Below are 26,331 nucleotides of genomic sequence, written 5' to 3' on the forward strand. Positions count from 1 at the left end.
ATGCCTGATGACCATAGCAAGTCGGTCCCACCCCTTCCCATCCCGAACAGGACCGTGAAACGACTTTGCGCCGATGATAGTGCTGCAACCAGTGTGAAAGTAGGTTATCGTCAGGCTAGTTATAAGAAAAAAACCCGTTGGCGTGTGCCGGCGGGTTTTTTTTCGTCCGGAAATTCGCGACTGGCCGCATTAGTCGTGGTAGCGGTGTGCGATCGCGTCTGGTATATGCCACTTGTCCAAGCGGGCCGAGCGGAAGTCCATCCACATCGTATGGGAGCTGGGTTGACGTTTCGTGTTCAGGCACTGCGCCGCCGACCCCTCCAACCTCGCCGATTTGCACGCCATCGTCGAGCACGACCTCGGCTTCATGCGGAACCGGCTACACAGGTATTAAGTCACGACCACCACTTACAACTGCCCAAGCGGTACGACGACCAGTACGAACACGCGCGGCTGTGGTTGTGCAAACGGTGGGACTAACTATCCAATATGCTCACCGCCGGCGCCGACGCCGCCCGCCTACAGTTGCCCATCCTGGTCGAGCGGCCAGTGGACATCGGGAACGAAGACGTACTGCTGGACAGGCAACGATGCGCTGGTTAAGGGGAGTTCGCTCGATCTGATCTGCAAAGGGGTCGGAGTTTTGGAGGTCGAGCGCTTGATTCGTCACGGGCCTGACCAAGTACGGATACGCATGTACGTTCGGTTCGACAAGCCTGTATACGATGGGCGGCACTAAGATTAACTAATCGCCTTACTGTACTTCTGAAACGAAAAAGGCACTCCGTTCCCGGAGTGCCTTTTTTGTTTTAACGCTAACGCACCTTTTACCGCGTGGTAAACTTCCAATTTCGACTCACGACCACGTTATTAACGCGACCCGTGAACGCAACGTTATAGGTCGTCGCGGGTTTGAGTGGACTGGAAGCCACCAGGAAGGCCACGTAATCGCGCAAATAGCGGTTACGGTCATTCTTAGCCGTTATCACGCGTCCGTGCTCGATTCGGAGTTTGTAGACGTTCACTTGATCTATTACCTAATATTGCAGATGGGAAAGATTGTAGCGGACGTGAGAAAGAGCGGGCAGATTTATTTGAGTGAGGCGCCGCATGCACCCTGGCGTCGTGGGTTGGCATTTGCCCGGGTAATAATGAATCGGCGGGAAGCAACCGCATTGATGGCGCGGTTGAGCTGACGGTTGCTGAGCGGGTCAACTGGATCTGACCGGGAAATAGCCAGGCGCCGTCAAGTATCTCTCCTTGGGCTCGGGTGGCATGCCTTCAGTCGCAGGCTTAGGTTGCCAGCGACTGCTCGTTGCACACTTTGAGCATTTGATAAACCGTTATGAGACGGAAATTCGGATTATCTCCGACGATCAAAGGTTTCGCAGATAATCGCTCCGCTCAAACAGCCTCGGCCCAGCGGTCCCGGATGGCGCGGATCGCCGGCATGTGCTGCAAGAATAAATCGACCAGTCGGCCATCGAAATGGCGGCCTTTTTGCAGTTGCAGATATTCGATTGCCGCCTCGATTGTCCATGCCGCCTTGTACGGACGCACCGAGGTCAGCGCATCGAACACGTCGGCGATCGCGACGATTCGCCCTTCGAGCGGTATCGCGTCCCCCGCCAATCCGTTCGGATAGCCGCTGCCGTCCCATTTTTCGTGATGCGTCAGCGCGACGCTGCGCGCCAGCGCCAGCATGCCGGTCCGGTGCTCGCCGATAATCTCCGCGCCGATCGCGGCATGGGTACGCATGACGCGCCATTCGTCGGCATCGAGCGGTCCCGCTTTTTGCAGGATCCGGTCCGGGATCCCGATCTTGCCGACGTCGTGCATCGGCGCCGCGTGCAGCAGGTCGTCCGCTTCAAGCGGATTCATACCGGATGCCACCCCAAGCAGCCTGGAGAAATGGCTCATCCGGATCACGTGCAGTCCGGTTTCGTTATCTTTGTATTCGGCCGCCAGGCCAAGCCGCTGGACAATCTCGAGCCGCGAGTCGCGCAGTTCCTCCATCCGCACCAGCGACAGGTGGGTGTGCACCCGCGCGCGCACGAGGGGCGGGCTAAGCGGCTTGGTGATGTAGTCGACCGCGCCCACCGCGAAGCCCTCGACCTCGTCGTCGATCTCGGTCAGCGCGGTCACGAAGATCACCGGGATGGCAGCCGTCGCCGCTTGCGCCTTGAGGGCGGCGCAGACTTCGTAGCCGCTCATCCCTGGCATCATCACGTCGAGCAGGATCAGGTCGGGGCGCTCCTGCTGCGCTAGTTCGAGCGCACGCCGGCCGTCCTTGGCGAACGACAGCCGGTACTGGTCATGCAAGGCTTGACGCAGCAATTGCAGGTTGCTCGCTTCGTCGTCCACCACCAGGATCAGCGGCTGATACGGGAATGCGCTCATGCGCTTGGCTCCGCTAGCGGATTGGAGGTGACCATGGCGAGCACCGCTTCGACCCGCTGCTGCGCCAGCAGGAAATCGAAATCGGCAAGCGCGGCATGAATCGCCGCCAGCCGACCGCCGGCAGCATGGGCGGCGAGCGCGGCGCACATGTCGGCCAGCGCCGCATCGTCGAGCGCGCCGCGGCGCAGCGACTCGAGCAGCGCGCTGCCGGAGCGCAGGGCGCGCGCGCGGTCGAAGGCGCCGCGCGCGACAGGCGCCGCCGGCTGTAGTTGCGGGGCGGCGCGGATCGCCGCCAGCGCCGCGGCCAGTGCCGCAGCAACGCCTTCCTGCAGGGCGCGCACGGCAAGCTCGCCGGATGCGGCGGCTGGCCTGCCGGCGCCGCATCCGGCGTGCTCGAACTGCGCCAGCGTCTCGGCCATGCGTTCCAGGCCAAGGTTGGCGGCGACTCCGCGCGCCTTGTGGGCCAGCATCTGGGCGCCGGGCCGGTCGTGCGCTGCCGCGTGGTCTGCCAGCTGTTCCGCCAGCGTGCCGTACTGGCGCTCGAAGTGCGCCAGCGCCTGGAGGTAAGCTTCCTCGCGCCCGGCCCAGCGGCGCAGCCCGGCGTGAAGGTTGAGCACCTGGCGCGCCGAGTCCGGCGCCGGGTCGCGATCCAGGCCGTCGCCGAGGCCAAGCACGCGCGCGATTTCATGCGAGAGCGCGGACCAGTCGACCGGCTTGGACGCGAAGCCGTCCATGCCCGCTTCGGCGCTGGCCAGGCGGTGCGCCTCGAGCACGCTGGCCGTCATCGCGACCACCGGCACCCGCGGCCGGCCAGCCAGCAGGGCCGCCGCGCGAATCCGGCGGGTGGCCTCCAGCCCATCGAGCTGCGGCATCTGCACGTCCATCAAGATCACGTCGAAGTCCTGGCTGGCCGCCAGCTCGAGTGCGGCGGCGCCGTCCACGGCGCTGGTCGTGGTATGGCCGCGGCGGGTCAGCAGCAGCTCGAGCAGTTCGAGGTTTTGCGGTACGTCGTCGGCCATCAGGACACGCAGCGGCGGCAGCACCATGGCGGTGCGCGCGCGCGGCTTTTGCGGCGCGAAGCGGGCCGGCGTGAGCGGCAACAGCACATGGAATGCGGTGCCCTCGCCGGGCGTACTCTCGGCCCAGATGCGTCCGCCCATCAGGTCGACCAGCTGTTTGCAGATGGTGGTGCCAAGGCCGGTGCCGCCATAGCGCCGCGTCATCGACGGGTCGGCCTGGGTGAAGGGCTCGAAGATCGCCGCCAGCCGGTCGGATGCGATGCCGATGCCGGTATCGCGCACCAGGAAATGCAGTTCGTCGCCCAGGGTTTCGGCGACCAGGGTGACACTGCCGGCGGCGGTAAACTTGATCGCGTTGTCGAGCAAATTGGTGAGCACCTGGCGGATCCGCAGTTCGTCGCCGTACAGGCAGGTCGGCAACTCCGGATCATAGTCGATTTCGACATGCAGTCCCTTTCCGCGCGCGTTCGCGCCCAGCGTCGACGACAGTTCATCGATCAAGCCGAGCAGATCAAAGTCGCGCAGTTCGAGTTCGACCGCGCCTTTCTCGAGCTTGGCGGTATCGAGGATTTCGTTCAGCAGGCGCAGCAGCGAGCGGCCGGCGCTGCGCACCGTATCGAGATGGCGCCGCTGGTCGGGCGCCAGTTCGCCATCAAGCAGCACGTCGGTAAAACCGAGGATGGAGTTCATCGGGGTGCGGATTTCATGGCTCATGTTGGCGACGAAACGGGCGCGTGAGGCTGCTGCCTGTTCTGCTTTTTCCATGGCCAGGCGCAGCGCTTCTTCCATCGCGCGGCGAGCGCTGATGTCGAGGATGACGCCGTCCAGCCACTGGATCCGGCCGACATCGTTGAGCACCCCTGTGCCGTTCTCCCACAGCCAGCGAATGCTGCCGTCCGCATGCAGCAGGCGGTATTCGACCAGATAGGGCCGCTGCTCGCCCAGCGCCAGGGCGATGGCAGCCGCGACCGGCGCGCGGTCGGCCGCGTGCAGCAGCGCGCCGAAGCTGCGGCGCGGCGGCGCGCCGATGAAGTCGGCGGCGGGATAGCCGGTCACGCGTTCGACTGCGTCGCTGATGAACAGCATCGGCTGGTCGCCCTCCACCAGGCTGCGGTAAGAAATGCCGGGGATGTTGCCGATCAGCGAGCGGAACTGTTGCTCGCTGCCGCGCAGCGCCTGCTCCATCGCTCGCCGCTCGCTGATGTCGGTGATAAAGCAGACGAACAAGTCGTGCCCGGCCGTACGCGCATGGCCAAGCGCGCGTCGGATCGGTACCTGGCGGCCGTCCCTACGCAGGCCGATGACCTCATCGACTTCGCCAACGGCCGCGTGATCCCGGGTGCGCAGGAAATGGAGCAGCCCATCCTGGAGCGAGCGTTCCGGTTCGACGATCAGCAGGCTGATATTGCGGCCCATGATCTCGCTGCGGTTCCAGCCGAAGATCCGCTCGGCCGCGCTGTTGAACTCCTGGATGATGCCTTCCTGGTTGACGGTGATGACGCCATCGACGGTGGTCGTCAGGAGCGCCCGCATCCACGCTTCGCTTTGGCTCAGTTCGCGAAACAGCTGACGGTAGCGCAGCAGGCCATTCGCTGCCAACACGAAGATCGTCAGCGCGACCGTAATCAGGGCAATGGCGAGCGCCAGGAAGGTGCTGTTGGACGACCCGGTCGAGCCGGGCGGCACCTGGCCGACGAAACGCGCCGCCGCCATGCCGGTGTAGTGCATGCCCGCGATCGCCAGGCCCATCACCGTCGCGCTGAGCAGTAGCAGGCGCGATTCGTTCAGCATCGCGCTGAAACTGCGCAGTCCGAAGCGCACCCAGAGCGCCAGCGTGGCGAGCGCAACTGCGACCGCGATCGAAAGGCCGAACATGAACGGATCGTAGCGCAGCAACAGGTTCATGCGCATGCTGGCCATACCGGTGTAATGCATGGCGCCGATGCCGGCCCCAACCAGCACGCCGCCGGTCAGCAGCGCCCAGCCGCCGAGGCGCTTGCGGCCGATCAGCGAAAGCGCGACAAACGAGGCGCCGATACTGGGCAGCAGCGAGAGGATTGTGATGGCCGGATCGTAGTCAACGCGGGTACACAGGTCGAAGGCGAGCATGCCGATGAAATGCATGGCCCAGACCCCACTGCCGAGCGCCAGGCTGCCGGTCAGCAGGACGATAGAGCGTTGGGCCCGGTTTGCGCTGGCCTGGCCGGCTATCTGCAGGCCCATCCACGAGGAGAAGATCGCCACCAGAACCGACAGCGCGACCAGCGCCGGATCGTACACGGCGTAAGTTAGCATCGAAGGCTCGGTCGGCGTAGCAAATAGTTCCAGCAGCGTCATAGTGTGTCCGTAAGCCCTGTCCACATGACAACGACGGTCACCAGAGAGCGCCAAAATATCATCTTCTCAGAGATCGGTTGCTTTATGCAAAGCATTTCGTTACCTGGGGTGTCGGGTAGCCACAAAACTGGAGCAACACTATTAATTAAGACAGGCTTCGCATTTTCCGCAACGCAGGTCGTGGCACAACGACAAAGAGTTGCGCGCCGCACAATTGATGTAAAAACCATAATCACACAAAAACTACGGGCCGAACCCAGCTGCCAAACTGTCGCACCAGCAGATCGCCGATGCGCTGGGGCTGTCGAAGCATTCTCTGAGTCAATCATGGAATTCATTCGCGTGAGGATTTGTTTTCTCTTTTCACGTTTTTTCCATGATGGTCAAGCGTCAGCTTGCGTCCAGGCTTCGCCGGGCATAATACGTTCATAAATTCATCAAACAGCGGCTCCGTGAAAGCGGTATCACCATGCGTCTGACTCCATATCATCCCTTTGGCTATGAGGCTGCTTCGTACCGGGCCGAGTGATGAGCTTTCGCGTCCCAGCTTCGCGGCAATGTCCCCAGAACGGTGTGGTCCACTGCCAAGTTCCGCCATCGCGCGAAGATTTTTTTCTCCGCTGGTGTCAGCCGGTCGAAACGCACCCGGAAAAAGCTTTAATCGAGCGCGGCAACGGCTTCCGTCGAAGCGGTCTCGACATCTAAGCGTGTGATCGGACTGGCGGAAGCAACGTCCCATGCGTGCTTGCCCCATTCTTGCAGGAAGTATGGGTAGCCTTTGGTGTATGTGACGATAAGTGTTACTGCGTCTTCATCGAAGTCGACGCCTTCATCTTGTGCAGGCTTGACGATTGCGTCGGCTGCGTCGGCTGCGTCAAGCGGTCCAATCGCAGGGAAGTCGAACAGGCGCTCGGCATATGTAAGCGATCAGCCGCCGGCGTCCGTACGCCGTCCACCAAGGTCATGCAAATCGGACCGCAACGGGTTGGCGGCGAACATCTGCTTCCAGATGCGCGGCGTGAGCTGATGCACCAGTGACGCCGGGTGCTTGCCGACGCGCTGCAGTACGTCGACGAAGTAGTCACGCATCGAGTGCCTGATCCGCGTGGGCAGGCTCGATGTCGCGAGCGTCGTAGATTGTTCGGCGCGAATGTGCCCAGCACTGCGCGTGGGTGATCCCCGTCTTCTTCGCGTAGTGCGCATAGGCGCTGTAGCCGTCGCTCTGCAATACCGCGCCGTTCGGACGCGTCAGGCCGAGCGCATCCTCGATGTGCTTTGCCGCCCGACTGGGGTAATACAGGAAGCAGATTTCATCCTGTTCGCCCACCACCGGCCAGAAATACGCCGCCTTCATCTTGCCGGGGCCGGCGCGTCCGGCCTTGATCGGCGTTTCGTCCATTGCGATGACGCGGGACAGCCGGACCGAGTCCAGCTGAGCTTCGAAGATCGGTTCGATCAGCGATACCGCCGCCGGCATCAGCTTCGTTACCCAGGGCCGGCTGACGTTGATGCCGGAATCCTGCAGTTTGACGTGCTGGCGCGCCGGAGGGCAGGACAGCGCCTGGGTGGCGCGCAGTTTGATGACCGGACGAACATATTTCAGGATCACATAGCTGCCGGGGCGTTGCGCGAGGCAGTGGCTGACCTTCAAGCCGATCACCTCGAAGTCGGCAGGGTCGAGTCCGGCCGCGTCCGGATTGGGGACGGCGATGACCTCCACCGGCACTTTCGAGTCGTCATAGAACAGGGCCGATTCGTCGCCGCTGTCGATCTGATTCTCGTTCTTGTGTTCGCGCTCGTGCGCGGCGATCCTGCTCTTCTTGGCAGGTGGCAGATCGTCGGGTACGATCTCGAACAGTTCGCCCAGCGTGCCCCTGGATGCCTTCCGGTTCGGGCAAGCGGCGCTCGCTCTTCTGGCCGAAAATCTGGCGCTGAAACCAGGCCACCTGGCGGCGCAGGTGGACGATTTCGCGATCCTTCACATCGAGCAGTTTGGCCATATCCACAGCGCTCAATGCCACCGTCGGGTGGACAAGTTTAGCGGCGGATTCTTGGTCGAATTGCATATCATTATCATAAGTCGAAATACAGGACTCTGATCTGGGTGGCGCGCCGGTTGATGAACGCGAACAGATTGCCCGACAGCGGATCCTGGTGCATGACGTGCCTGGCCAGCGCGTACAGGCCATCAAACGACAGGCGCATGCTCACCGGCCGGCCGTACAGGAATACGCGCACCTGGCCTTCGGGGAAGAACATCAGCGCCTCGCGATCGTCAGTACGACACCGCCGCCGAGATCTATGCGGATGTCGAGGCTGGGAATGGCCAGTGGCGCTGGTGCCGGCGCATGCTCCGTGGCTCTGCTACCGACGGCGCTGTTGACGGCGCCAAGATCGATGCATGTCGCCTGCGGTGCCGGCCGGGCGGCGTGCTCATTGGCGCCGTTTGCGAGTTTCGTGCGCCAGACGTGAAAGTTGGCCTGCGAGATCGCATCATCCCGACAGAAGGCGGCGATGCTCTTGCCGCTCGAGGCATGTCGTGCCAGGTGATTGCGCCAGGTCGCTTCTTTCGAGGTCTGAAATTCCAGCTTGTCCATGTCCCGCTCCTTGTTGTTGAACTCGGAGGAGATTGTGCCGGCATGACGAACCGATAGAAGTGATCGGGAATATTATCGGTAATGCCGTGCGCTATACGCCTTCCGGCGGGCGGATCGACATCGGCATGTCGTGTACGCCCGATGCCGTGACGATCACGATCGCCGATACCGGTATCGGCATTCCACCTGAACGGATGGCGGACTTGTTTGGCCTGTTCACGCAAGGCGACAGGACGAGCGACCGCAACAGCAGCGGCCTCGGCCTGGGCCTGGCGCTGGTGCAAAAGCTGGTGGCGCCGCATGGCGGCGCTGTGTCTGCATTCAGCGCCGGCGAAGGGCCGGGTAGCGTCTTTTGGATCTGCGGATTGTCCTTCCTGATCTCCGCTTCGAACGGCATCGATGTCGCATACCCCTGCGCGTGCCACGACGCATGGTCCGAGCACGCGTATCCGCACTTGTCGTAGCCAACGGTCAGCGTCGGCAGGTAGTGTTCAGGAGTTTCACCAGGAACTGGTTTTGCGGCTCGCTCGTGTCATCGACATCTCCTGCGTTAATGCGGCGAGGAAATGTTGCCAGTGGGGAAGGTGGATGCATCAGGACTGCGCAGCGTAACAATTGATCGAAATCAGTCGCTACGCTGTCAGTGGGGCCAGTGCTTAAAACGCCCGGGCGGCCTTCAGGACGAGGAAATTAACGCCGTCGTTGGGCTTCTTGTAGCCGCCGTTCGAGAAGTGCTGTACTTTCAGGCCAAGGTCCCAGCGGTTCGCGAAGACATAGCCGGCGCCGACGTGGTCGCCGAACTGGAAGTGGGTCGACAGCTCGCTGCCATCGTTGTCGTAACGCTTAGACAGCAGGTTCAGGCCGATACCGCCTTCGGCATACCAGCCCAGTTTGTTATCGGCCTGGAAGCGGAACACCGGCGTGAAGCCAAGGTTGGTGATGTTTTGATTCTCACCTGGCACGTTGCGATATGCGGTCCCGCGCCATTGAGCCAGCGACAGGTCCCAGTAACCGGAAAGATGGGTGCCGTTCGACACGAACCACCGCTTGTCCCATTGCGACTGGGCGCCCAGGCGCACCATCCGCGCCTTGGACGTGGTGCCGAATTCCAGGGATGCGGAATCGAACATTGTGTCGGAAGCGGTGGCCGGGGATGAAACAATTGCGGCGACCAATGTCGCCAGGGAGATGTGAACCAGGGATTTTGCACTTAACATATTTACTTCCACTCGATAGGTGCGCTGACGCATGCAGCACAGGAGCGATTATTTTACCGACGATCCGAAATCCTTGTTGCAAGCCTCGTAATCGTTGAACTAGTTGCATTAAATTTCCAAAGGGGACGCCTTGAGTACGCCAAATATCACATTCCTGGGAATCGGTTTGATGGGTGCGCCTATGGCCGCGCGTTTGCTCGCGAACGGTTACCGGGTGCGCGCCTGGAACCGCAGTTTTGCGAAAGCGGCGGCGCTGGCCGGAAAAGGGGCGCAGGCCGAGCCCGACCTGCAGGAAGCCGTGCGGCACGCCGATATCCTCATCTCGATGCTCGAATCCGGCGCGGTGGTTGGCCAGGTCATCGATGCAGCGCTTCCGGCAATGAAGCCTGGCGCGTTATGGATCGACATGAGTTCCACGCGGCACGATGAGGCCCTTGCCTTCAATGGCAAGCTCGAGGCGCTTGGTTTCCATTTCCTCGACGCGCCGGTGTCCGGCGGCGTGGTGGGCGCCGAGGCTGGCACCCTGGCGATCATGGCCGGCGGCAGCGTGCAGGATTTTTCGATGGCGGAAGCGGTACTGCAGGCGATGGGACACCCGATGCTGGTCGGGCCCGCCGGCAGCGGCCAGGTCGCCAAGCTGTGCAACCAGCTGATTGTCGGGGGAACGCTGAATGTCATCGCGGAAGCGCTGCTGTTGGCGCAGGCCGCCGGCGCCGATCCGGCCGCCGTTCGCGCCGCGATGCGCGGCGGCTTTGCCGAGAGCCGGATCCTCGAAGTGCACGGCCAGCGCATGCTGGACCGTAATTTCCTTCCGGGTGGACAGGTGAAAAGCCAGCTCAAGGATTTGCAGAATGTGCTGGCGGCCGCTGCCGATGCGGGCCTCGTGCTTCCCGTCACCGCGCTTGTCACAGAGCACTACCAGTCGATCGCAGGGGAGTTCCCGCGCGCCGACCAGTCGGCCGCGCTGCTCGCGGTGGAACAGCGCAATCCGGGCCAGCGGCTGGGCGCCGGCCCGGACCAGTTGCCTTAACGCAGAGGCAAGCTCATCTCTGCCAGCCGCACCCAGTAGCTGGCGCCGATGGGCAGCAAGTTGTCGTTGAAGTCATAGCTCGCATTATGCAGCTGGCACGGGCCGAGGCCGTGCCCGCCCATGCGATGGTCGCCTTCGCCGTTGCCGATGAACACATAGCATCCCGGCTTTTCCTGCAGCATGAAGGCGAAGTCCTCGGCGCCCATAGTCGGCTCGACATTCGTGTTGACCCGGTCCGCGCCGGCCACCGCCTTCATCGCCTCGACGGCGAAAGCGGTTTCCTTTTCATGGTTGACCAGCGGCGGATAGTTGCGCTTGAACCCGAAATCGACTTTCGCGTTAAAGCCAGCCGCGACACCATTGGCGATCTCTTCCATGCGGCGCTCGATCAGGTCCAGCACTTCAGTCGTGAACGTCCGCACGGTGCCGATCAGCACCGCTTCATCCGGGATGACATTGGTGGCGCTGCCAGCGTGGATCTGGGTAATCGACAGCACCGCGGTATCCAGCGGATTTTTCTCGCGCGAAATGATGGTCTGCCATGACTGGGCGATTTGCACCGCCACCATCACCGGGTCGACGCCGCGGTGCGGCTGGGCCGCATGGGCTCCCTTGCCTTTGACCACGACGCGGAACTCGTTACTGGACGCCATCATCGGCCCGGCGACGACGCCAAAACTGCCCGCTTCCAGGCCTGGCCAGTTGTGCATGCCATAAACAGCTTCCATCGGGAATTGCTTGAACAAGCCATCGTCCATCATGCGGCGCGCGCCGCCGCCACCTTCCTCGGCAGGCTGGAAAATCACATACACGGTGCCGTCGAAACTGCCATGCGTTGCCAGGTAATGCGCGGCGCCCAGCAGCATGGCAGTGTGGCCGTCATGGCCGCAGGCGTGCATTTTGCCCGCATGGCGCGACGCGTGCGCAAAGCTGTTTACTTCCTGCATTGGCAAAGCGTCCATATCGGCGCGCAGGCCGATGGCCCGATCCGAGGTGCCATTCTTGATGATCCCGACAACGCCGGTCACGCCCAGGCCACGCACGACCGGAATGCCCCATTCGGTCAGCCGTGCGGCGACGATTTCGGCGGTACGTTCTTCTTCATAGCAAAGTTCCGGATGCGCATGCAGGTCCCGGCGTATTTCTTGCAGCGCGCTCTGAAAAGCGATGATCGGTTCAACCAGTTTCATAATCTTCTCCGTGATGCTGGAATGCTAATGAGCCATTGTAGCCTTCTCATCCTAGGTAAGCCAGTCTGGGACGTCATCATAACGACCAGCCCGGAATCGTTTACAGTAAGGGTTTCAAGCACGTTTTTTTTCTGGAAATCCACATGACGACCACCCAGGTCCGGGCAACTTGCCCTCACGACTGCCCCGACACCTGCGCGCTGCTGATCACCGTCGAGGACGGCGTCGCAACCGAAGTCAAGGGCGACCCGGACCACCCGACCACGGCGGGCGTCCTGTGCACCAAGGTGGCGCGTTACGCCGAGCGAACCTACCACGTAGAGCGCCTGCTGCACCCAATGAAGCGAGTCGGGAAAAAAGGCGAAGGCAAGTTCGAACGCATCAGCTGGGACGAAGCGCTCGACACCATCGCCGCGCGCCTGAAGGACATCGCCGCGCGCGATCCGCAAGCGATCCTGCCGTACAGCTATTGCGGCACGATGGGAATGGTGCAGGGCGAGTCGATGTCGCTGCGCTTCTTCCACCAGCTGGGCGCGTCGCTGCTCGACCGCACCATCTGCGCCAGCGCGGGTTCGACCGGCTACAAGTACACCATCGGCGGATCGATCGGCACCGACATGGAGCAGTTCCAGGATGCGAAACTGATCATCATCTGGGGCGGCAACCCGATCGCCTCGAACCTGCACTTCTGGACCCGCGCCCAGGAAGCCAAGCGCCGCGGCGCGAAGCTGATCGCCATCGATCCATACCGCTCGCTCACCGCCGACAAGTGCCACCAGCACATCGCGCTGTTGCCGGGCACCGACTCCGCGCTGGCGCTGGGCGTGATGCACGTGCTGATCCGCGAGAACCTGCTCGACCACGACTACATCGCGCAGCACACCCTCGGCTTCGAGCAGCTCAAGGGGCGCGCGGCCGAATGGACGCCGGAACGCACCGCCGAAACCTGCGGCATCACGGTCGATGAAGTGGTCAACCTGGCGCGCGAGTATGGACAAGCTGCGGCGCGAGGAGACGCTGCCGCGATCCGCGTCAACTACGGCGTGCAGCGCGTGCGCGGCGGCGGCATGGCGGTACGCGCGATCGCCTGCCTGCCGGCGCTGGTCGGCGCATGGCGCCACCCGGCCGGCGGCATCCAGCTGTCGTCGTCCGGCACCTTCCCGACCAACAAACCGGCGCTGCAGCGGCCGGACCTGCTGAACGGACGCCCGGCGCGCACGATCAACATGACCACCATCGGCGACGACCTGCTGAAGGACAGCTCGCCCGAATTCGGCCCGAAGGTCGAAGCGGTCATCGTCTACAACGCCAATCCGGTGGCCATCGCCCCGGACTCGGGCAAGGTGATGCGCGGCTTCGCGCGCGACGACCTGTTCACCGTCGTGATGGAGCACTTCCAGACCGACACCGCCGATTACGCCGACATCCTGCTGCCCGCCACCACCCAGCTCGAACACGTCGACACGCACACCTCCTACGGCCACCTGTACATGATGGCAAATAACGCGGCCATCGCGCCGATGGGCGAAGCCAGGGCCAACACCGAGGTATTCCGCCTGCTGGCCGCGCGCATGGGTTTCGACGACCCGATCTTCCGCGAGACCGACGACGAACTGGCCGCGCAGGCCTACGACAAGAGCCACCCGCGCGCCATGCATTTCGACTGGGAGTCGCTCAAGCGCACCGGATGGCAGAAGCTGAACGTGCCGGCCGCGCCGTTTGCCGAAGGCGGCTTCATGACCCCGTCCGGCAAATGCGAGTTTTACTCGAGCGCGATGCTGGCCGACGGCCTCGACCCGCTGCCTGCGTATATTCCGCCCTACGAATCGATCGCGTCGAACCCGCAGCTGGGCGCGAAGTACCCGCTGGCGATGATCTCCCCGCCGGCGCGCAACTTCCTCAACTCCAGCTTTGTGAACGTCAAGAGCCTGCGTTCGGCCGAAGGCGAGCCGCACCTCGACATCCACCCGCTTGACGCGGCCGCGCGCGGCATCCTTGATGGCGACATGGCGCGCATCTTCAACGACCGCGGCACGTTCGTCGCGCGCGCCCGCGTCACCGACAAGGCGCGCCAGGGACTGGTGGTCGGCCTGTCGGTGTGGTGGAAGAAGCTCGCCACCGACGGCAAGAACGCCAATGAAGTGACCAGCCAGCGCCTGACCGACATGGGCCGCGCGCCGACCTTCTACGACACGCTGGTCGAGGTCGAAAAACACGCTGCATAGGAAACAGGAACCGCCTAGATGAAGACCAGGACCCTCAGGCAGATCGCGCTTGCGGGCGCGGCGGCGGGCTTGCTGGCCAGCTGCTCCAGCCTGAACTACTACGCGCAGGCCGCGCGCGGGCAGGTGTCGCTGCTGACCGACGCACGGCCGATCGAAGATTGGCTGGCCGATAACGGCACCGACTCGAAGCTTCGCGTGCGGCTCGCGACGGCGCGCCAGATCCGCAGCTTCGCGGTCAAGGAGCTTGGCCTGCCCGACAACGGCAGCTACAAGAACTATGCAAAGCTGTCCCGGCCCTACGTCCTGTGGAACATCGTCGCCACGCCGGAACTGTCGCTCAGGCCCCTGCAGTGGTGTTTCCCCGTGGCCGGGTGCGTCAACTATCGCGGCTACTACAGCAAGGAAGACGCGCAGGCCTATGCGCAGGAGCTGCGCGCCGGCGGCCACGACGTGCAGGTCGGCGGCGTTCCGGCCTATTCCACGCTGGGCTGGTTCAACGACCCGCTGATTTCCACTTTTATCCAATATCCTGACGCCGAACTGGCGCGCCTGATCTTCCACGAGCTGTCGCACCAGGTGATCTACGTGCCTGGCGACTCGCAGTTCAACGAATCGTTCGCCAGCGCGGTCGAAGAAGCCGGCGTCGAACGCTGGCTGGCTGGATTCGGCAACGACGTCATGCGCCAGAACTACGCCAAATTCGCCGCGCGCAAAAAGGACTTCCTCAAACTGCTGCTCGAATACCGTCACGCGCTGGAGGTGAACTACGCGTCGAAGGCGCCTGCAGCGTCCAGGCGGGAGACCAAGGCGCGCCTGTTCGTCCAGCTGAAGGACGACTACCTGCTGCTGAAGGAATCATGGGGCGGCTTCGCGGGCTACGACCGCTTCTTCGCCGAGCCGCTGTCGAACGCCCACCTGGCCTCGGTCGCCACCTATACCGATTTCGTGCCGGCCTTCCGCGCACTGCTGGCGCGCGAAAAGACCTTCGCCGGTTTTTACGACGCGGCCCGCAAACTCGCCGCGCTCGAAAAAGCAGAACGCCACCGCCGGCTAAAGGCGCTCGTCGCGCGCGCCTGAGGCCCGCCCTGTGGTGCTCTGCTGCGCCGCAGCAAACCATCGCGGGTAGAGGCATTGCTCAAATAGCAGCAAAAGCGCTTGCGTAAGGCCGCGTCGCCCGATAGCATCAACAATGGGAGTAGTCATGCGCCTGCACGATCAGGCCAGATAACATCCGCGACTGGCAGGTGCGCCAGATCCCATAACGATAGAGACGAGACGAGGCAGACATGGACAAATTTTGGTTGAACTCATACCCCCCTGGCGTCCCCGCCGAGATTGATCCGGACCAGTATCGTTCGCTGGTCCAGATGTTCGAAGAGTCGTTCCAGAAGTTCGGTGACCGCAACGCCTACGTCTGCATGGACAAGTTCCTGACTTATTCGGAACTGGACACCTATTCGAAGAAGTTGGCGGCCTGGCTGCAAAGCCGCGGCCTGAAAAAGGGCGCCCGCGTCGCCGTGATGATGCCGAACGTGCTGCAGTACCCGATCGCGATCACCGCGATCCTGCGCGCCGGCTATACCGTCGTCAACGTCAACCCGCTGTACACGCCGCGCGAACTCGAACACCAGCTGGCCGACTCCGGCAGCGAGGCGATCATCGTCCTGGAAAACTTCGCCAACACGCTGCAGCAGGTACTCACCAAAACGCCGGTCAAGCACATCGTCGTGGCCAGCATGGGCGAAATGCTGGGCGGCGCCAAGGGCATGCTGGTCAACTTCGTGGTCCGCAACGTCAAGAAGATGGTGCCTGAATACGCGCTGCCGAATGCGGTGCGCTTCAAGGACGCGCTGTCGCAGGGCGAGCGCATGACGTTCACGCCGGCCGATATCGCCAGCGCGGATGTCGCCTTCCTGCAGTACACCGGCGGCACCACCGGCGTGTCGAAAGGCGCCACGCTCACGCACCGCAACATCATCGCCAACATCCTGCAGACCGAAGTCTGGGCCAAGCCGGCGCTGGACCAGGCCCCTGTCGTCGAACAGCTCACCATCGTGTGCGCACTGCCGCTGTACCATATCTTCGCGCTGACGGCCTGCGCGATGTGGGGCACCCGCGTCGGCGCGCTGAACATCCTGATCCCGAATCCGCGCGACATCGGCGGCTTCATCAAGGAACTGCAGAAGTACAAGTTCAACATGCTGCCGGCGGTGAACACGCTGTACAACGCGCTGCTGAACCACCCGGAGTTCGAGAAGATCGACTTCAGCGGGCTGAAGCTGTCGAACGGCGGCGGCATGGCAGTGCAGCAGGCGGTCAACGACAAGTGGAAGAAAGCCACCGGCACCTCGATCATCGAAGGCTACGGCTTGTCCGAAACCTCGCCGGTCGCTACCTGCAACCGCGCCGACATGCTTGAATTCACCGGCAACATCGGCCTGCCGATGCCGTCGACCGACATCGCCATCGTCGACGACGACGGCGTTCCTGTCCCGCTGGGCGAACCGGGCGAGATCGCGATCCGCGGCCCGCAGGTGATGGCCGGCTACTGGAACCGTCCCGACGAAACCGCCAAGGTCATGACTGCCGACGGCTACTTCAAGTCGGGCGACGTCGGCGTGATGGATGCGAACGGCTATGTCAAGATCGTCGACCGCAAGAAGGACATGATCCTGGTGTCGGGCTTCAACGTCTATCCGAACGAGCTGGAAGGCGTGATCGCGATGCATCCGGGCGTGCTCGAATGCGCGGTCATCGGCGTCGAGGACGAACATTCGGGCGAAGCGGTCAAGGTGTTCGTGGTCCGCAAGGACCCGAACCTGACCGTGGCCCAGCTGATGGACTACTGCAAGCAGCAGCTCACCGGCTACAAGAAACCGAAGTACATCGAGTTCCGCGACGAGCTGCCGAAGACGAACGTCGGCAAGATCCTGCGCCGCGTCCTGAGGGACGAGCAGAAGAAGATCGAGAAACAGGCCGCGTAACACGGGTGGACCACAAGGCCGCCCGCATGCGGGCGGTCTTTTCATTTATAAAACGAACAAATGACAGAGGCATCAAAGATGGACAAGTTTTGGCTCAGGCAGTATCAACCGGGCGTGCCGGCGGAAATCGACATCACGCAGTACCGGTCGCTGTCGCACCTGCTGGAAGAGTCGTTCCGCAAATACGCGGACCGCAGGGCCTACGTCTGCATGGACAAGGCCATCACCTTCCGCGAACTTGACCAGATGTCGCAGCAGATGGGCGCGTGGCTGCAGTCGCGCGGCCTGAAGCAGGGCGCCCGTGTCGCCATCATGATGCCGAACGTGCTGCAGTATCCGGTGGCGCTGGCCGCCGCGCTGCGCGCCGGCTATACCGTCGTCAACGTCAACCCGCTGTACACCGCGCGCGAACTGCAGCACCAGCTGATCGACTCGGGCGCCGAAGCCATCGTCGTACTCGAGAATTTCGCCCACACGGTCGAACAGGTGCTGGACAAGACCAGCGTCAAACACGTCGTCGTCGCGTCGATGGGCGGCCTGCTCGGCGGCCTGAAAGGCACCATCGTCAACTTCGTGGTCCGCAAGGTCAAGAAGATGGTGCCGGCCTTCGCGCTGCCGACGGCGGTAGGCTTCAACAAGGTGCTGGCGGAAGGCTCGCGCCTGCCGTTCAAGGCTGCCACGCTGGGCCACGACGACATCGCCTTCCTCCAGTACACCGGCGGCACCACCGGCGTGTCGAAGGGCGCCGTGCTCCTGCATCGCAACGTGATCGCCAACGTTCTGCAGAACGAAGCGTGGCTGCAGCCGACGCTCGATACCCTGCCGAAGGGCACCGAGCCGCAGTTCGTATGCGCGCTGCCGCTGTATCACATCTACTCGCTGACGGTCTGCGCGCTGATGGGCATGCGCCTCGGCGGCATGAACGTGCTGATCCCGAACCCGCGCGACATCCCGGGCTTCGTCAAGGAACTGGGCAAATACAAGATCAACATTTTCCCGGCCGTGAACACGCTCTACAACGCGCTGCTGAACAACGCGGAATTCGCGAAGCTGGACTTCTCCAGCTACAAAGTCTGCAATGGCGGCGGCATGGCCGTACAGCGGCCGGTGGCCGAGAAGTGGCTGGCAGTGACAGGCACCGCGATCGTCGAGGGCTACGGCCTGTCGGAGACGTCGCCGGTGGTTACCGCCAACCGCTGCGACATCAAGGAATTCACCGGCACCATCGGGCTGCCGTATCCATCGACCGAAGTTGCGATCCTCGACGACGACGGTAATCCGGTACCGCTAGGCACCGCAGGCGAAATCGCAGTCCGCGGCCCGCAGGTGATGGCCGGCTACTGGAAGCGCGACGACGAAACGGCCAGGTCGATGACTGCGGACGGCTTCTTCAAGACCGGCGACGTCGGCATCATGGACGAACGCGGCTACACCCGGATCGTCGACCGCAAGAAGGACATGATCCTGGTCTCCGGCTTCAACGTGTATCCGAACGAGGTGGAAGAAGTCGTGGCGGGCCACCCGGGCGTGCTGGAAGTGGCCTGCATCGGCGTGCCGGACAATGCGTCCGGCGAGGCGGTGAAGCTGTTCGTGGTCCGCAAGGACCCATCGCTGACCGCGGAGCAGCTGAAGGACTACTGCAAGGAACAGCTCACCGGCTACAAGAAGCCGAAGTACATCGAGTTCCGCACCGAGCTGCCGAAGACGAACGTCGGCAAGATCCTGCGCCGCGAACTGCGCGATAAACCAGCGGCGGCATAAAACCGATTACAGCCTGACAGAGATGCGGCGCCGCGCCGCGTCGCTGGCGGTGGCCTGGAATACCAGCGTGCCGCTGGCGCCCTGGTAGTCGAACGGCACAGCGCGGCCATCCACCTCGACCTGCGCCGGCTTCGCGCCGATGTTATGAATGACCATCGACAGCGTGCGCGCCAGGCGGCGGCGGTTCGCACCGGCCTCGCTGGCTATCGTTATCTCAAGCTGCTTGCCGCTCAGGCGGCTGGCGAACTGCAGCAGTTCATACTTGCCCTTCTCGAAAGCCTCCGGCGTTTCGCCATCGTCCTCATACATCTTGCCGCTGCCTGCCGCCACCGAGCGGTCGTGGTAGTAGTGGAGCTCGATATTCTTTCCCGAATAGTCGCGCGTGGTCTGCATGCCGGGCGCCATCGGGATGAACGCGCCTGCGCGCACGAAGACGGGGATGCGGTCCGCAGCCAGCGCCACCGTGGCTGTGCTGCCACCTTCATGGCGTTGGCCTGTGTGGAAATCGATCCATGCGGCGGTCGCCGGGAAATAGACTTCCTGCGCCGTCTTCTTCGCTTCCAGCACCGGGCTGACAAGGATGTCGTTGCCCCACAGGTAGGTCGACGACAGCTCGCGCAATCGCGGGTTGCCCGGCTCCTCGTACATCAGTGGCCGCATCAGCGGCAGGCCAGCCTGGTTGTTATCGAACGCCGCCGTGTAGTTATACGGCAGCAGTCGATAGCGCAGGCGGATCGCTTCGCGCGCCAGTGCCAGCGCAGCCGGTGAACGGAACACCGGCTCCGAGGCCACGTCTTCCTGCGCATGCGGGCGGAAGATCGGCTGGAACACGCCGTACTGGAGCCAGCGCGTGTACAACTCGTCGTCCAGGTTGGCGCCGGCGAAGCCGCCCAGGTCGGAATGCATGTAAGCCGCGCCCTGCATCCCCATCTGGAGCGAAATCTCAGGCTGCGGCTTGAGCCCGTCCCAGCTGCGGCTGACGTCACCGGACCACGGGATAAGCCCGAAGCGCTGCGAGCCCGAATAACCGGAACGCATCAGGATGAACGGCCGCTGGCCAGGGAAGTCCTTGCGATAGCCCTCATGCACCAGCCGCGCCCACTCATGGCCGTAGACGTTGTGTACCTGCGCTGCGCTGCCGCCAACATGGCGCGTAGCGTCCGGATGGACCTCAGGTTCGCCCAGGTCGCCCCACCAGCCGGCCACACCCATCGGGGCCAGTTCCTTGTAGATGTCCCAGAACCAGCTGCGTGCCAGAGGGCTGGTGATGTCGATCAGTCCCGTGTTCCCGAAGTAGAAGTCGTAGCGGAACGGCGCGCCCTTGTCGTCGGTCGCGAGCACCTTGCGGTCGACCGCCTCCTGCCAGCGCGTCGACGCGGTCAGCACAAACGGCTCGGTGATCAGGATGGTCTTGACGCCCTTTGCCGAAAAATCGGCCATCATCCCGCGCGGATTCGGGAACTGCGCCTTGCTGAAGCTGAAGTTCCCCATCGAGCCGCGCATGTCGGGACCGAACCAGTACAGGTCGAACACGATCGCATCGAGCGGCACCTTCTCGGCGATGAACTTGTCGACGGTGGCGCGGGCCTCCGCTTCGGTGTGATAGCCGAAGCGGCTGGCGAAGTTACCGAAGGCCCAGCGCGGCGGCAGCGGCTGGCGGCCTGTCAGGCCGGTGTACTCCCAGGCCAGCTGCTCCCAGCTGTCGCCGGCGATCACCTGGTAGGCCTTGCGGCCGCTCGACGGCTGGTACGACAGCACATTCGCCTTCTTCGCATCGAGGTCGAGGAAGCCGGTGGTCGGATTGTCGAAGTGGACCATGTACATTTTCGACGACAGCACCAGCGGCATCGCATAGCTCATCTGCTCCGACTTCTGGCCGTACCCGTAGTGCGCCTTGTTATACAAGGGAAGGCGGTGGCCGCGCCGGTTCATCCCGAGCGCGCGGGCACCGCCGCCGTACAGGGCCTCGTCCGGCGTCAGCGCGAAGTCGATCGATTCAAGCTTGCCCTGGCGCGCATAGCCGTTCTTCTCGGCGACCAGCGGCTTGCCCTTGTACGAATAGCTGATGCCGAAAGGCGCGCGCGTGACAGTCGCACTGATGCCGCCGGTGGCGAATTCGACCGCGCCGTCCAAGGTGCGGAGTGTCCCCGCCGCCTTTGGCGCCATGACCACCGCATGCGAGCGCGGATCGTGCGCTTCGCCGTTCGGGACGAACACGGTTTCCATGATGCGGTCGGAGTAGGGCGTGATCAGGTAAACGCCGTCGCTGGTGACGACCTCCAGCCGGTTGCCTTTCTGCTCGATGCGCTCCACCGTGCGGCTGCTGTTCTGGGCGAAGCTGAGCGAAGGGAGCGCCAGCAGCAGTAGCGCGGTGTGAAGCGTTGCTCTGATCATTGGAAGTGGAATGCGGGTGTGGAAAATGTAGTCAATGTACATCATGCCACCCGTCCTTGTCATGGCCAGGTTCAGCTGCGGGCGGCTTTGCGCTAAACTGGGTCGGCCCCTCATCACTGGTCTGCTATGAAAATCTCCAAGTCCCTGCCGCGCTGGTCGATCGCCGCCCCGATTTTTTCCTGGCTTCTGCTGGCCGGATCAGTTGCCGGCGCCGGAGACCTCCTTGGCGTGTACTACACGGTGCTTCTCGTCGCCGGCCTGTTTGGCGGCGTACTCGCTGCTGTTTTTCACGCGGAGATCGTCGCCCACAAAGTCGGCGAACCGTACGGCACGCTGGTACTGGCCCTTGCGGTGACCGCGATCGAGGTCGCGCTGATCGTGTCGCTCATGATTGCCGGCGGCGAGTCGACGACAGGCCTTGCGCGCGACACGGTATTCGCCGCCGTCATGATCATCCTGAACGGCATGGTCGGCTTGTGCATTCTTGCGGGCGCGGGACGGCATGGCGAGCAGACTTTTGGGCTGTATGGCGTATCCGCTGCACTGGCCACGCTCGCGGCGATTTCGGTGCTGACGATGGTACTCCCGAATTACACGACCACCACGCCCGGCCCCTCGTACAGCACCAGCCAGCTGGCTTTCATTGCCGTGGTTTCGCTCGTGCTCTATGGGACGTTTGTGCTTGTGCAGACCGTGCGCCACCGCGATTACTTCCTGCCTGAAGCGGCTTCCGGCGACGAGGATGTGCACGCACCGCCACCGCCCGCGAAGATGGCGTGGATCAGCGCGGGCTTGCTGCTGGCCTGCCTGGGGGGCGTGGTCCTGCTCGCGAAATCGCTGTCGCCGACGCTGGAGGCGGCGGTCATCGCGATCGGTGCGCCCAAGGCCCTGGTCGGCATCATCATCGCGGCGGTTGTGCTTCTGCCTGAAGGGATCGCGGCCTACCAGGCCGCGCGCGCCAACCGCCTGCAGACCAGTCTTAACCTGGCTTTGGGATCGGCGCTGGCCAGCATCGGCCTGACGATTCCCGCCGTGGCGATCGTGTCGTTGGCGACTGGCTGGACGCTGTCGCTCGGGATCGACGTCAAGTCGACCGTGCTGCTGGTGTTGTCGATCATCGTCGCCACGCTGTCGCTCGGCACCGGCCGAACGACCGTCATGCAAGGGACCGTACACCTGGTGATATTCGCGGTGTACTTGTTTACGACGATTGTTCCGTAGGATCAGGCCCGGATCGCGCCCGGCCGGCCATGTTCGACCCGGAACTGGGCGATCGTGGTAGCCCCCGAGCCGGCCAGCTTCACATCGTCCAGCCCGACGAACATCGCCTTGGTAGCGGCGGGAGTTACCTCCATCAGGATGAACCCGCGCTTGTCGCTGCGGCCGTATTTGACGTGCGGGTTCATGTCGACAAACTGCAGCGTGCGCGCCTGCGGGCGGGAGCCCGAGGTAACCGAAGTACCGCAAAACTCGGTCGCGATGACCGGATTTTGTTTGGATAGCGGGCGGTCGAAATCGGTCTTCAGGTCGGTCGCATAGAAGGTGTGTACATCGCCCGCCAGCGTGATCGGATTCGAGGCGCGCGTGCTTTCAAGTGTATCGAACAGGCGCTGGCGCGCCGCGGGATATCCGTCCCAGCCATCGTTCCAGAAACGGCCATCGTCGGGCCGGCTGACCGGAACCTGGGACGACTGCGCCATCGGCGTTTGCTGGACGAGGAAGTTCCAGCGTGCCTCCGACCTTTCCAGGCCGGTTTCCAGCCAGGCTTCCTGCTCCGCGCCGAGCATCGTGCGCGATGAATCGCGCAGCGCGTGGCAGCGCGAACGCAGCACCGATGAAGAACCACCCTTGCCGGGCTGCTGGCAGGCGTGCGTCGCGCGGTACTGGCGGTCGTCCAGCACGTGCAGCCGCGCCAGCCTGCCCCAGTCGAAACGGTCGTAGATGCGCAGGTTGCCGAAGCCGTTGCGGCGTGCCGGCGCCACCCGCAGCGGCATATGCTCGTAGAACGCCTGGTAAGCGGCCGCGCGCCGCTGCGCAAACGTCGGGCTGAGCCGCTCGTCGCGGTCGCCCGCGTAGTCGTTCGCGACTTCGTGGTCGTCCCACGTCACGATCCACGGCGCCGCGCGGTGCGAAGCCTGCAGGTCAGGGTCGCTCTTGTACTGTGCATAGCGCGCGCGGTAGTCGGCCAGCGAGTAGCTTTCGTCGACGCGCCTTGCGCGCTCCGGATGGTTAAGCTGGTAGGGGCCCCACTCGTAGATGTAGTCGCCCAGGAAGGCGACCAGGTCGGGCGCCGCGTTGGCGATATGGCGGTGCGCGGCAAAGCTGCCGAACTCCCAGTGCTGGCAAGATGCGACAGCCATCTTCAGCATTGTCGGCAGCGAATCCGCGGCCGGCGCGGTACGGGTGCGTCCGACCGGACTGACTGCATCGCCCAGCATGAAGCGGTACCAGTACCAGCGGCCCGCTTCCAGCCCCGTCGCGTCGACGTGCACGCTGTGCGCCAGCTCGGGGACGGCGCTGGCGCTGCCCTGCGCTGCGATGCGGGTAAAGGCTTCGTCGTGCGCGACTTCCCAGCGCACGACGAAGGCGACCGGCGGCGTGGCCGCGGCATTGAGCGGATCGGCCAGGATGCGGGTCCACAGGATGACCGAGTTGGGCAGCGGCGAGCCGGAAGCGACGCCCAGGCTGAACGGATAAGCGTTTCCCGGCGCCGCTTGTGCCGCGGCACGCGCGAGCGGCGCGCAGGCGGCCAGCACGGCCATCTGGCCCGCGCCCGCCAGGAAGATGCGGCGCTGCTCGTCCATTACTACCCCGGGTCAGTTGTCGATGAGCGATTCGAGCGGCGGCAGCTGGCGCGGCTTGCGGTCGTCGCCGGTGGCGACATACGTCAGCGTCGCCTCGGTCACCTTGACCGTGTCGGCCTGCAGCCGGTTCCGCTCGGCGTAAACTTCGACATACACGGTGATCGACGTGTTCCCGACTTTGACGATATCGGCGTAAAACGACAGCAGGTCGCCCACGAACACCGGGTTTTTGAAGACGAAGGAATTCACGGCAATGGTCGCGACACGGCCGTTGGCGCGCCGGGTGGCCGGCAGCGAACCGGCGATGTCTACCTGGGCCATGATCCAGCCGCCGAACACGTCGCCGTAGACGTTGGCATCGGAAGGGGCTGGCATTACGCGCAGTTGAGGCATCTTTCCTGCTGGAAGCGACGTGTTGACAGGGCAGGGTGCGACGTTCTCGGGCTTGGTCATCTTGAAATCTCATGAAAGGCTACAATCGAACCCGATTGAACCATAAATTACAGAGCTCTGCCATGCGCCATCATTCCACCAGTACCACCGCACCTGTTCCCCCAGTCGATCCGAACGCCACCAAACGCAGCGAATGGGCCACGCTCAAGACCCTGCTGCCGTACCTGTGGGTGTACAAATGGCGCGTGACCGCGGCGCTGGCCTGCCTGATCGGCGCCAAGGTCGCCAACGTCGGCGTGCCGCTGATCCTCAAGCAGCTGATCGACCACCTGACCATCAGCCCGTCCGATCCGAAGGCGCTGCTGGTGCTGCCGCTCGGTATCCTGGTCGCCTATGGCGCGCTGCGGCTATCGACCACGGTGTTCACCGAACTGCGCGAATTCCTGTTCGCGCGCGTGACCCAGCGCGCGGTCCGCACGATCGCGCTGCGCGTGTTCCGCCACCTGCACGCACTGTCGCTGCGCTTCCACCTGAACCGCCAGACCGGCGGCATGACGCGCGACATCGAGCGCGGCACGCGCGGCGTCAGCTCGCTGATCTCGTTCACGCTGTTTAATATCCTGCCGACGCTGGTCGAGATTTCGCTGGTGCTGGGCTACCTGGTCCTGAACTACGACATCTGGTTCAGCGTGATCACGGTGCTGGCGCTGGTCAGCTACATCGCGTTCACCGTCATCGTCACCGACTGGCGCACCCACTTCCGGCGCACGATGAACGACCTCGATTCGAAAGCCAACACCAAGGCCATCGACTCGCTGATCAATTACGAGACGGTCAAATATTTCGGCAACGAGGACTACGAAGCCAAACGCTACGACGAAGGGCTCAAGGGTTTCGAGAACGCGGCGGTGAAGTCGCAATCGTCGCTGTCGGTCCTGAACACCGGCCAGTCGCTGATCATCGCCACCGCCGTCACGCTGATCCTGTGGCGCGCGACCGAAGGCGTCATCGCCGGCACCATGACGCTGGGCGACCTTGTGCTGGTCAACACCTTCATGATCCAGCTGTACATTCCGCTCAACTTCCTCGGCGTGATCTACCGCGAGATCAAGCAAAGCCTGGCCGACATGGAGCGCCTGTTTGGCCTGCTGGAGCAGAACCGCGAAGTGGCCGACTCCAGGGACGCCAGGGCGCTCCAGACGCAAGGCGCGCGCGTCACGTTTTCCAACGTCGAGTTCAGCTACGAGCCGAAACGCCAGATCCTGTTCGACGTCGACTTCACGATCCCCGCCGGGACCACGACTGCGGTGGTGGGGCACAGCGGATCGGGCAAGTCGACCCTGTCGCGGCTGCTGTTCCGCTTCTATGACGTCAACAGCGGCAGCATCACGATCGACGGCCAGGACCTGCGCGAGGTGACGCAGGAATCGCTGCGCCACGCGATCGGCATCGTGCCGCAGGATACGGTGCTGTTCAACGACAGCATCGAGTACAACATCGCGTATGGCAAACCCGGCGCGACCAAGGACGAGATCATCGCGGCTGCGCGGGCCGCGTCGATCCACGACTTTATCGACAGCCTGCCGGACGGGTACGCGACGACCGTTGGCGAGCGCGGGTTGAAGCTGTCGGGCGGCGAGAAGCAGCGCGTGGCGATCGCGCGCACCTTGCTGAAGAATCCGGCGATCCTGATTTTCGACGAAGCCACGTCGGCGCTCGATTCAAAGGCCGAGCAGGCGATCCAGGCCGAGCTGAAGGAAATCGCGAAGAGCCGCACGACCCTGGTGATCGCGCACAGGCTGTCGACTGTGGCGGACGCGCAGCAGATCCTGGTGCTCGATCACGGGCGGATTGTGGAGCGGGGGACGCATCAGCAGCTGTTGGCGGCGAATGGCTTGTATGCGCAGATGTGGGAGCGGCAGCAGGCGAGGCAGGATGAGGAGCTGAAGTCCCCGGTCGAAGAACTGAGTTAAACGTTAA

The 26,331-nt window shown here is 63.4% G+C and carries 18 protein-coding genes, 1 rRNA gene and 1 pseudogene; 9 read left to right on the top strand and 11 right to left on the bottom strand.

Annotated elements, in window-relative coordinates:
* Window positions 1–3 precede the first annotated feature (3 nt).
* Window positions 4–116: ribosomal RNA gene (rrf, locus tag HHL21_RS09705) — 5S ribosomal RNA — on the top strand.
* A gap of 1,288 nt (window positions 117–1,404) precedes the next feature.
* Here rrf and HHL21_RS09710 read toward each other — a convergent pair.
* The 6 genes and pseudogenes from HHL21_RS09710 to tnpA form a co-directional block, all read right to left on the bottom strand.
* Window positions 1,405–2,400, bottom strand: a complete 996-nt coding sequence (locus HHL21_RS09710) for an HD domain-containing phosphohydrolase (protein WP_169465194.1) — start codon at window positions 2,398–2,400, stop codon at window positions 1,405–1,407.
* Window positions 2,397–5,714, bottom strand: a complete 3,318-nt coding sequence (locus HHL21_RS09715; RefSeq protein ID WP_229496282.1) for an MHYT domain-containing protein — start codon at window positions 5,712–5,714, stop codon at window positions 2,397–2,399. The genes HHL21_RS09710 and HHL21_RS09715 overlap by 4 nt, the downstream gene beginning before the upstream one ends.
* Before the next feature lie 376 nt (window positions 5,715–6,090).
* Window positions 6,091–6,510: a DUF8462 domain-containing protein gene (locus HHL21_RS22305; protein WP_502570044.1), complete on the bottom strand. Its 420-nt coding sequence runs from the start codon at window positions 6,508–6,510 to the stop codon at window positions 6,091–6,093.
* Window positions 6,511–6,683: 173 nt separating this feature from the next.
* A pseudogene (locus tag HHL21_RS22260) lies at window positions 6,684–7,714 on the bottom strand (IS66 family transposase); the annotation flags it as partial.
* Window positions 7,715–7,829: 115 nt separating this feature from the next.
* Window positions 7,830–8,015: an IS66 family insertion sequence element accessory protein TnpB gene (gene tnpB / locus HHL21_RS09735; protein WP_169465202.1), complete on the bottom strand. Its 186-nt coding sequence runs from the start codon at window positions 8,013–8,015 to the stop codon at window positions 7,830–7,832.
* Window positions 8,015–8,353, bottom strand: a complete 339-nt coding sequence (gene tnpA, locus HHL21_RS09740) for an IS66 family insertion sequence element accessory protein TnpA (protein ID WP_169465204.1) — start codon at window positions 8,351–8,353, stop codon at window positions 8,015–8,017. Before tnpA ends, tnpB begins: the two co-directional genes overlap by 1 nt.
* A 59-nt stretch (window positions 8,354–8,412) precedes the next feature.
* On the opposite strand from tnpA, the gene HHL21_RS22035 reads away from it, so the two are divergent.
* Entirely contained in the window at window positions 8,413–8,817 is a 405-nt protein-coding gene (locus HHL21_RS22035) for a sensor histidine kinase (protein ID WP_169465206.1), read from the top strand.
* Window positions 8,818–9,009: 192 nt separating this feature from the next.
* On the opposite strand, the gene HHL21_RS09750 is transcribed toward HHL21_RS22035, so the two are convergent.
* Window positions 9,010–9,570, bottom strand: coding sequence for an acyloxyacyl hydrolase (locus HHL21_RS09750; RefSeq protein WP_169465208.1), 561 nt, complete (start codon window positions 9,568–9,570; stop codon window positions 9,010–9,012).
* 130 nt (window positions 9,571–9,700) lie between these two features.
* On the opposite strand from HHL21_RS09750, the gene HHL21_RS09755 reads away from it, so the two are divergent.
* Window positions 9,701–10,600, top strand: a complete 900-nt coding sequence (locus tag HHL21_RS09755; RefSeq protein ID WP_169465210.1) for an NAD(P)-dependent oxidoreductase — start codon at window positions 9,701–9,703, stop codon at window positions 10,598–10,600.
* Here the strand turns inward: HHL21_RS09755 and HHL21_RS09760 are convergent.
* Window positions 10,597–11,790, bottom strand: coding sequence for a M20 aminoacylase family protein (locus tag HHL21_RS09760; protein ID WP_169465211.1), 1,194 nt, complete (start codon window positions 11,788–11,790; stop codon window positions 10,597–10,599). The two genes, HHL21_RS09755 and HHL21_RS09760, sit on opposite strands and share 4 nt — an antisense overlap.
* Window positions 11,791–11,933: 143 nt before the next feature.
* Between HHL21_RS09760 and HHL21_RS09765 the strand changes: the two genes are divergently transcribed.
* The 4 genes from HHL21_RS09765 to HHL21_RS09780 all read left to right on the top strand — a co-directional run bounded on the left by HHL21_RS09765 (window position 11,934) and on the right by HHL21_RS09780 (window position 18,760).
* Window positions 11,934–14,015, top strand: coding sequence for a molybdopterin-containing oxidoreductase family protein (locus HHL21_RS09765; RefSeq protein WP_169465213.1), 2,082 nt, complete (start codon window positions 11,934–11,936; stop codon window positions 14,013–14,015).
* Window positions 14,016–14,033: 18 nt separating this feature from the next.
* Window positions 14,034–15,092, top strand: a complete 1,059-nt coding sequence (locus tag HHL21_RS09770; RefSeq protein ID WP_169465215.1) for an aminopeptidase — start codon at window positions 14,034–14,036, stop codon at window positions 15,090–15,092.
* Between the two features lie 209 nt (window positions 15,093–15,301).
* Window positions 15,302–16,999, top strand: coding sequence for a long-chain fatty acid--CoA ligase (locus HHL21_RS09775; protein ID WP_169465217.1), 1,698 nt, complete (start codon window positions 15,302–15,304; stop codon window positions 16,997–16,999).
* A gap of 78 nt (window positions 17,000–17,077) precedes the next feature.
* Window positions 17,078–18,760, top strand: coding sequence for a long-chain-fatty-acid--CoA ligase (locus HHL21_RS09780; RefSeq protein WP_169465218.1), 1,683 nt, complete (start codon window positions 17,078–17,080; stop codon window positions 18,758–18,760).
* Window positions 18,761–18,766: 6 nt separating this feature from the next.
* On the opposite strand, the gene HHL21_RS09785 is transcribed toward HHL21_RS09780, so the two are convergent.
* Complete coding sequence (locus HHL21_RS09785) at window positions 18,767–21,199, bottom strand: glycoside hydrolase family 31 protein (protein ID WP_229496286.1); 2,433 nt, start codon at window positions 21,197–21,199, stop codon at window positions 18,767–18,769.
* Between the two features lie 81 nt (window positions 21,200–21,280).
* Here HHL21_RS09785 and HHL21_RS09790 point away from each other — a divergent pair, with 81 nt between their 5' ends.
* Window positions 21,281–22,375, top strand: a complete 1,095-nt coding sequence (locus tag HHL21_RS09790) for a calcium:cation antiporter (RefSeq protein WP_169465220.1) — start codon at window positions 21,281–21,283, stop codon at window positions 22,373–22,375.
* Between the two features lie 2 nt (window positions 22,376–22,377).
* Here the strand turns inward: HHL21_RS09790 and HHL21_RS09795 are convergent, their stop codons facing one another.
* On the bottom strand, window positions 22,378–23,958 hold the full coding sequence (locus HHL21_RS09795) for an alkaline phosphatase D family protein (RefSeq protein ID WP_169465222.1): 1,581 nt from the start codon (window positions 23,956–23,958) through the stop codon (window positions 22,378–22,380).
* 12 nt (window positions 23,959–23,970) lie between these two features.
* On the bottom strand, window positions 23,971–24,411 hold the full coding sequence (locus tag HHL21_RS09800; protein ID WP_169465224.1) for an acyl-CoA thioesterase: 441 nt from the start codon (window positions 24,409–24,411) through the stop codon (window positions 23,971–23,973).
* A 62-nt stretch (window positions 24,412–24,473) separates the two neighbouring features.
* On the opposite strand from HHL21_RS09800, the gene HHL21_RS09805 reads away from it, so the two are divergent.
* Window positions 24,474–26,324 (top strand): ABCB family ABC transporter ATP-binding protein/permease, encoded by a 1,851-nt coding sequence (locus tag HHL21_RS09805; protein ID WP_169465226.1) that lies wholly within the window; start codon window positions 24,474–24,476, stop codon window positions 26,322–26,324.
* Window positions 26,325–26,331: the final 7 nt, after the last annotated feature.

The sequence above is a fragment of the Massilia polaris genome, from assembly GCF_012927275.1.
Lineage (GTDB): Bacteria > Pseudomonadota > Gammaproteobacteria > Burkholderiales > Burkholderiaceae_D > Telluria_A > Telluria_A polaris.

Coding starts and splice junctions, on each gene's coding strand:
- HHL21_RS09710 (WP_169465194.1), bottom strand. CDS start 2,400: ATGAGCGCATTCCCGTATCAGCCGCTGATCCTGGTGGTGGACGACGAA.
- HHL21_RS09715 (WP_229496282.1), bottom strand. CDS start 5,714: ATGCTAACTTACGCCGTGTACGATCCGGCGCTGGTCGCGCTGTCGGTT.
- HHL21_RS22305 (WP_502570044.1), bottom strand. CDS start 6,510: ATGGGGCAAGCACGCATGGGACGTTGCTTCCGCCAGTCCGATCACACG.
- tnpB (WP_169465202.1), bottom strand. CDS start 8,015: ATGTTCTTCCCCGAAGGCCAGGTGCGCGTATTCCTGTACGGCCGGCCG.
- tnpA (WP_169465204.1), bottom strand. CDS start 8,353: ATGGACAAGCTGGAATTTCAGACCTCGAAAGAAGCGACCTGGCGCAAT.
- HHL21_RS09750 (WP_169465208.1), bottom strand. CDS start 9,570: ATGTTAAGTGCAAAATCCCTGGTTCACATCTCCCTGGCGACATTGGTC.
- HHL21_RS09760 (WP_169465211.1), bottom strand. CDS start 11,790: ATGAAACTGGTTGAACCGATCATCGCTTTTCAGAGCGCGCTGCAAGAA.
- HHL21_RS09765 (WP_169465213.1), top strand. CDS start 11,934: ATGACGACCACCCAGGTCCGGGCAACTTGCCCTCACGACTGCCCCGAC.
- HHL21_RS09770 (WP_169465215.1), top strand. CDS start 14,034: ATGAAGACCAGGACCCTCAGGCAGATCGCGCTTGCGGGCGCGGCGGCG.
- HHL21_RS09775 (WP_169465217.1), top strand. CDS start 15,302: ATGGACAAATTTTGGTTGAACTCATACCCCCCTGGCGTCCCCGCCGAG.
- HHL21_RS09780 (WP_169465218.1), top strand. CDS start 17,078: ATGGACAAGTTTTGGCTCAGGCAGTATCAACCGGGCGTGCCGGCGGAA.
- HHL21_RS09785 (WP_229496286.1), bottom strand. CDS start 21,199: ATGATGTACATTGACTACATTTTCCACACCCGCATTCCACTTCCAATG.
- HHL21_RS09790 (WP_169465220.1), top strand. CDS start 21,281: ATGAAAATCTCCAAGTCCCTGCCGCGCTGGTCGATCGCCGCCCCGATT.
- HHL21_RS09795 (WP_169465222.1), bottom strand. CDS start 23,958: ATGGACGAGCAGCGCCGCATCTTCCTGGCGGGCGCGGGCCAGATGGCC.
- HHL21_RS09800 (WP_169465224.1), bottom strand. CDS start 24,411: ATGACCAAGCCCGAGAACGTCGCACCCTGCCCTGTCAACACGTCGCTT.
- HHL21_RS09805 (WP_169465226.1), top strand. CDS start 24,474: ATGCGCCATCATTCCACCAGTACCACCGCACCTGTTCCCCCAGTCGAT.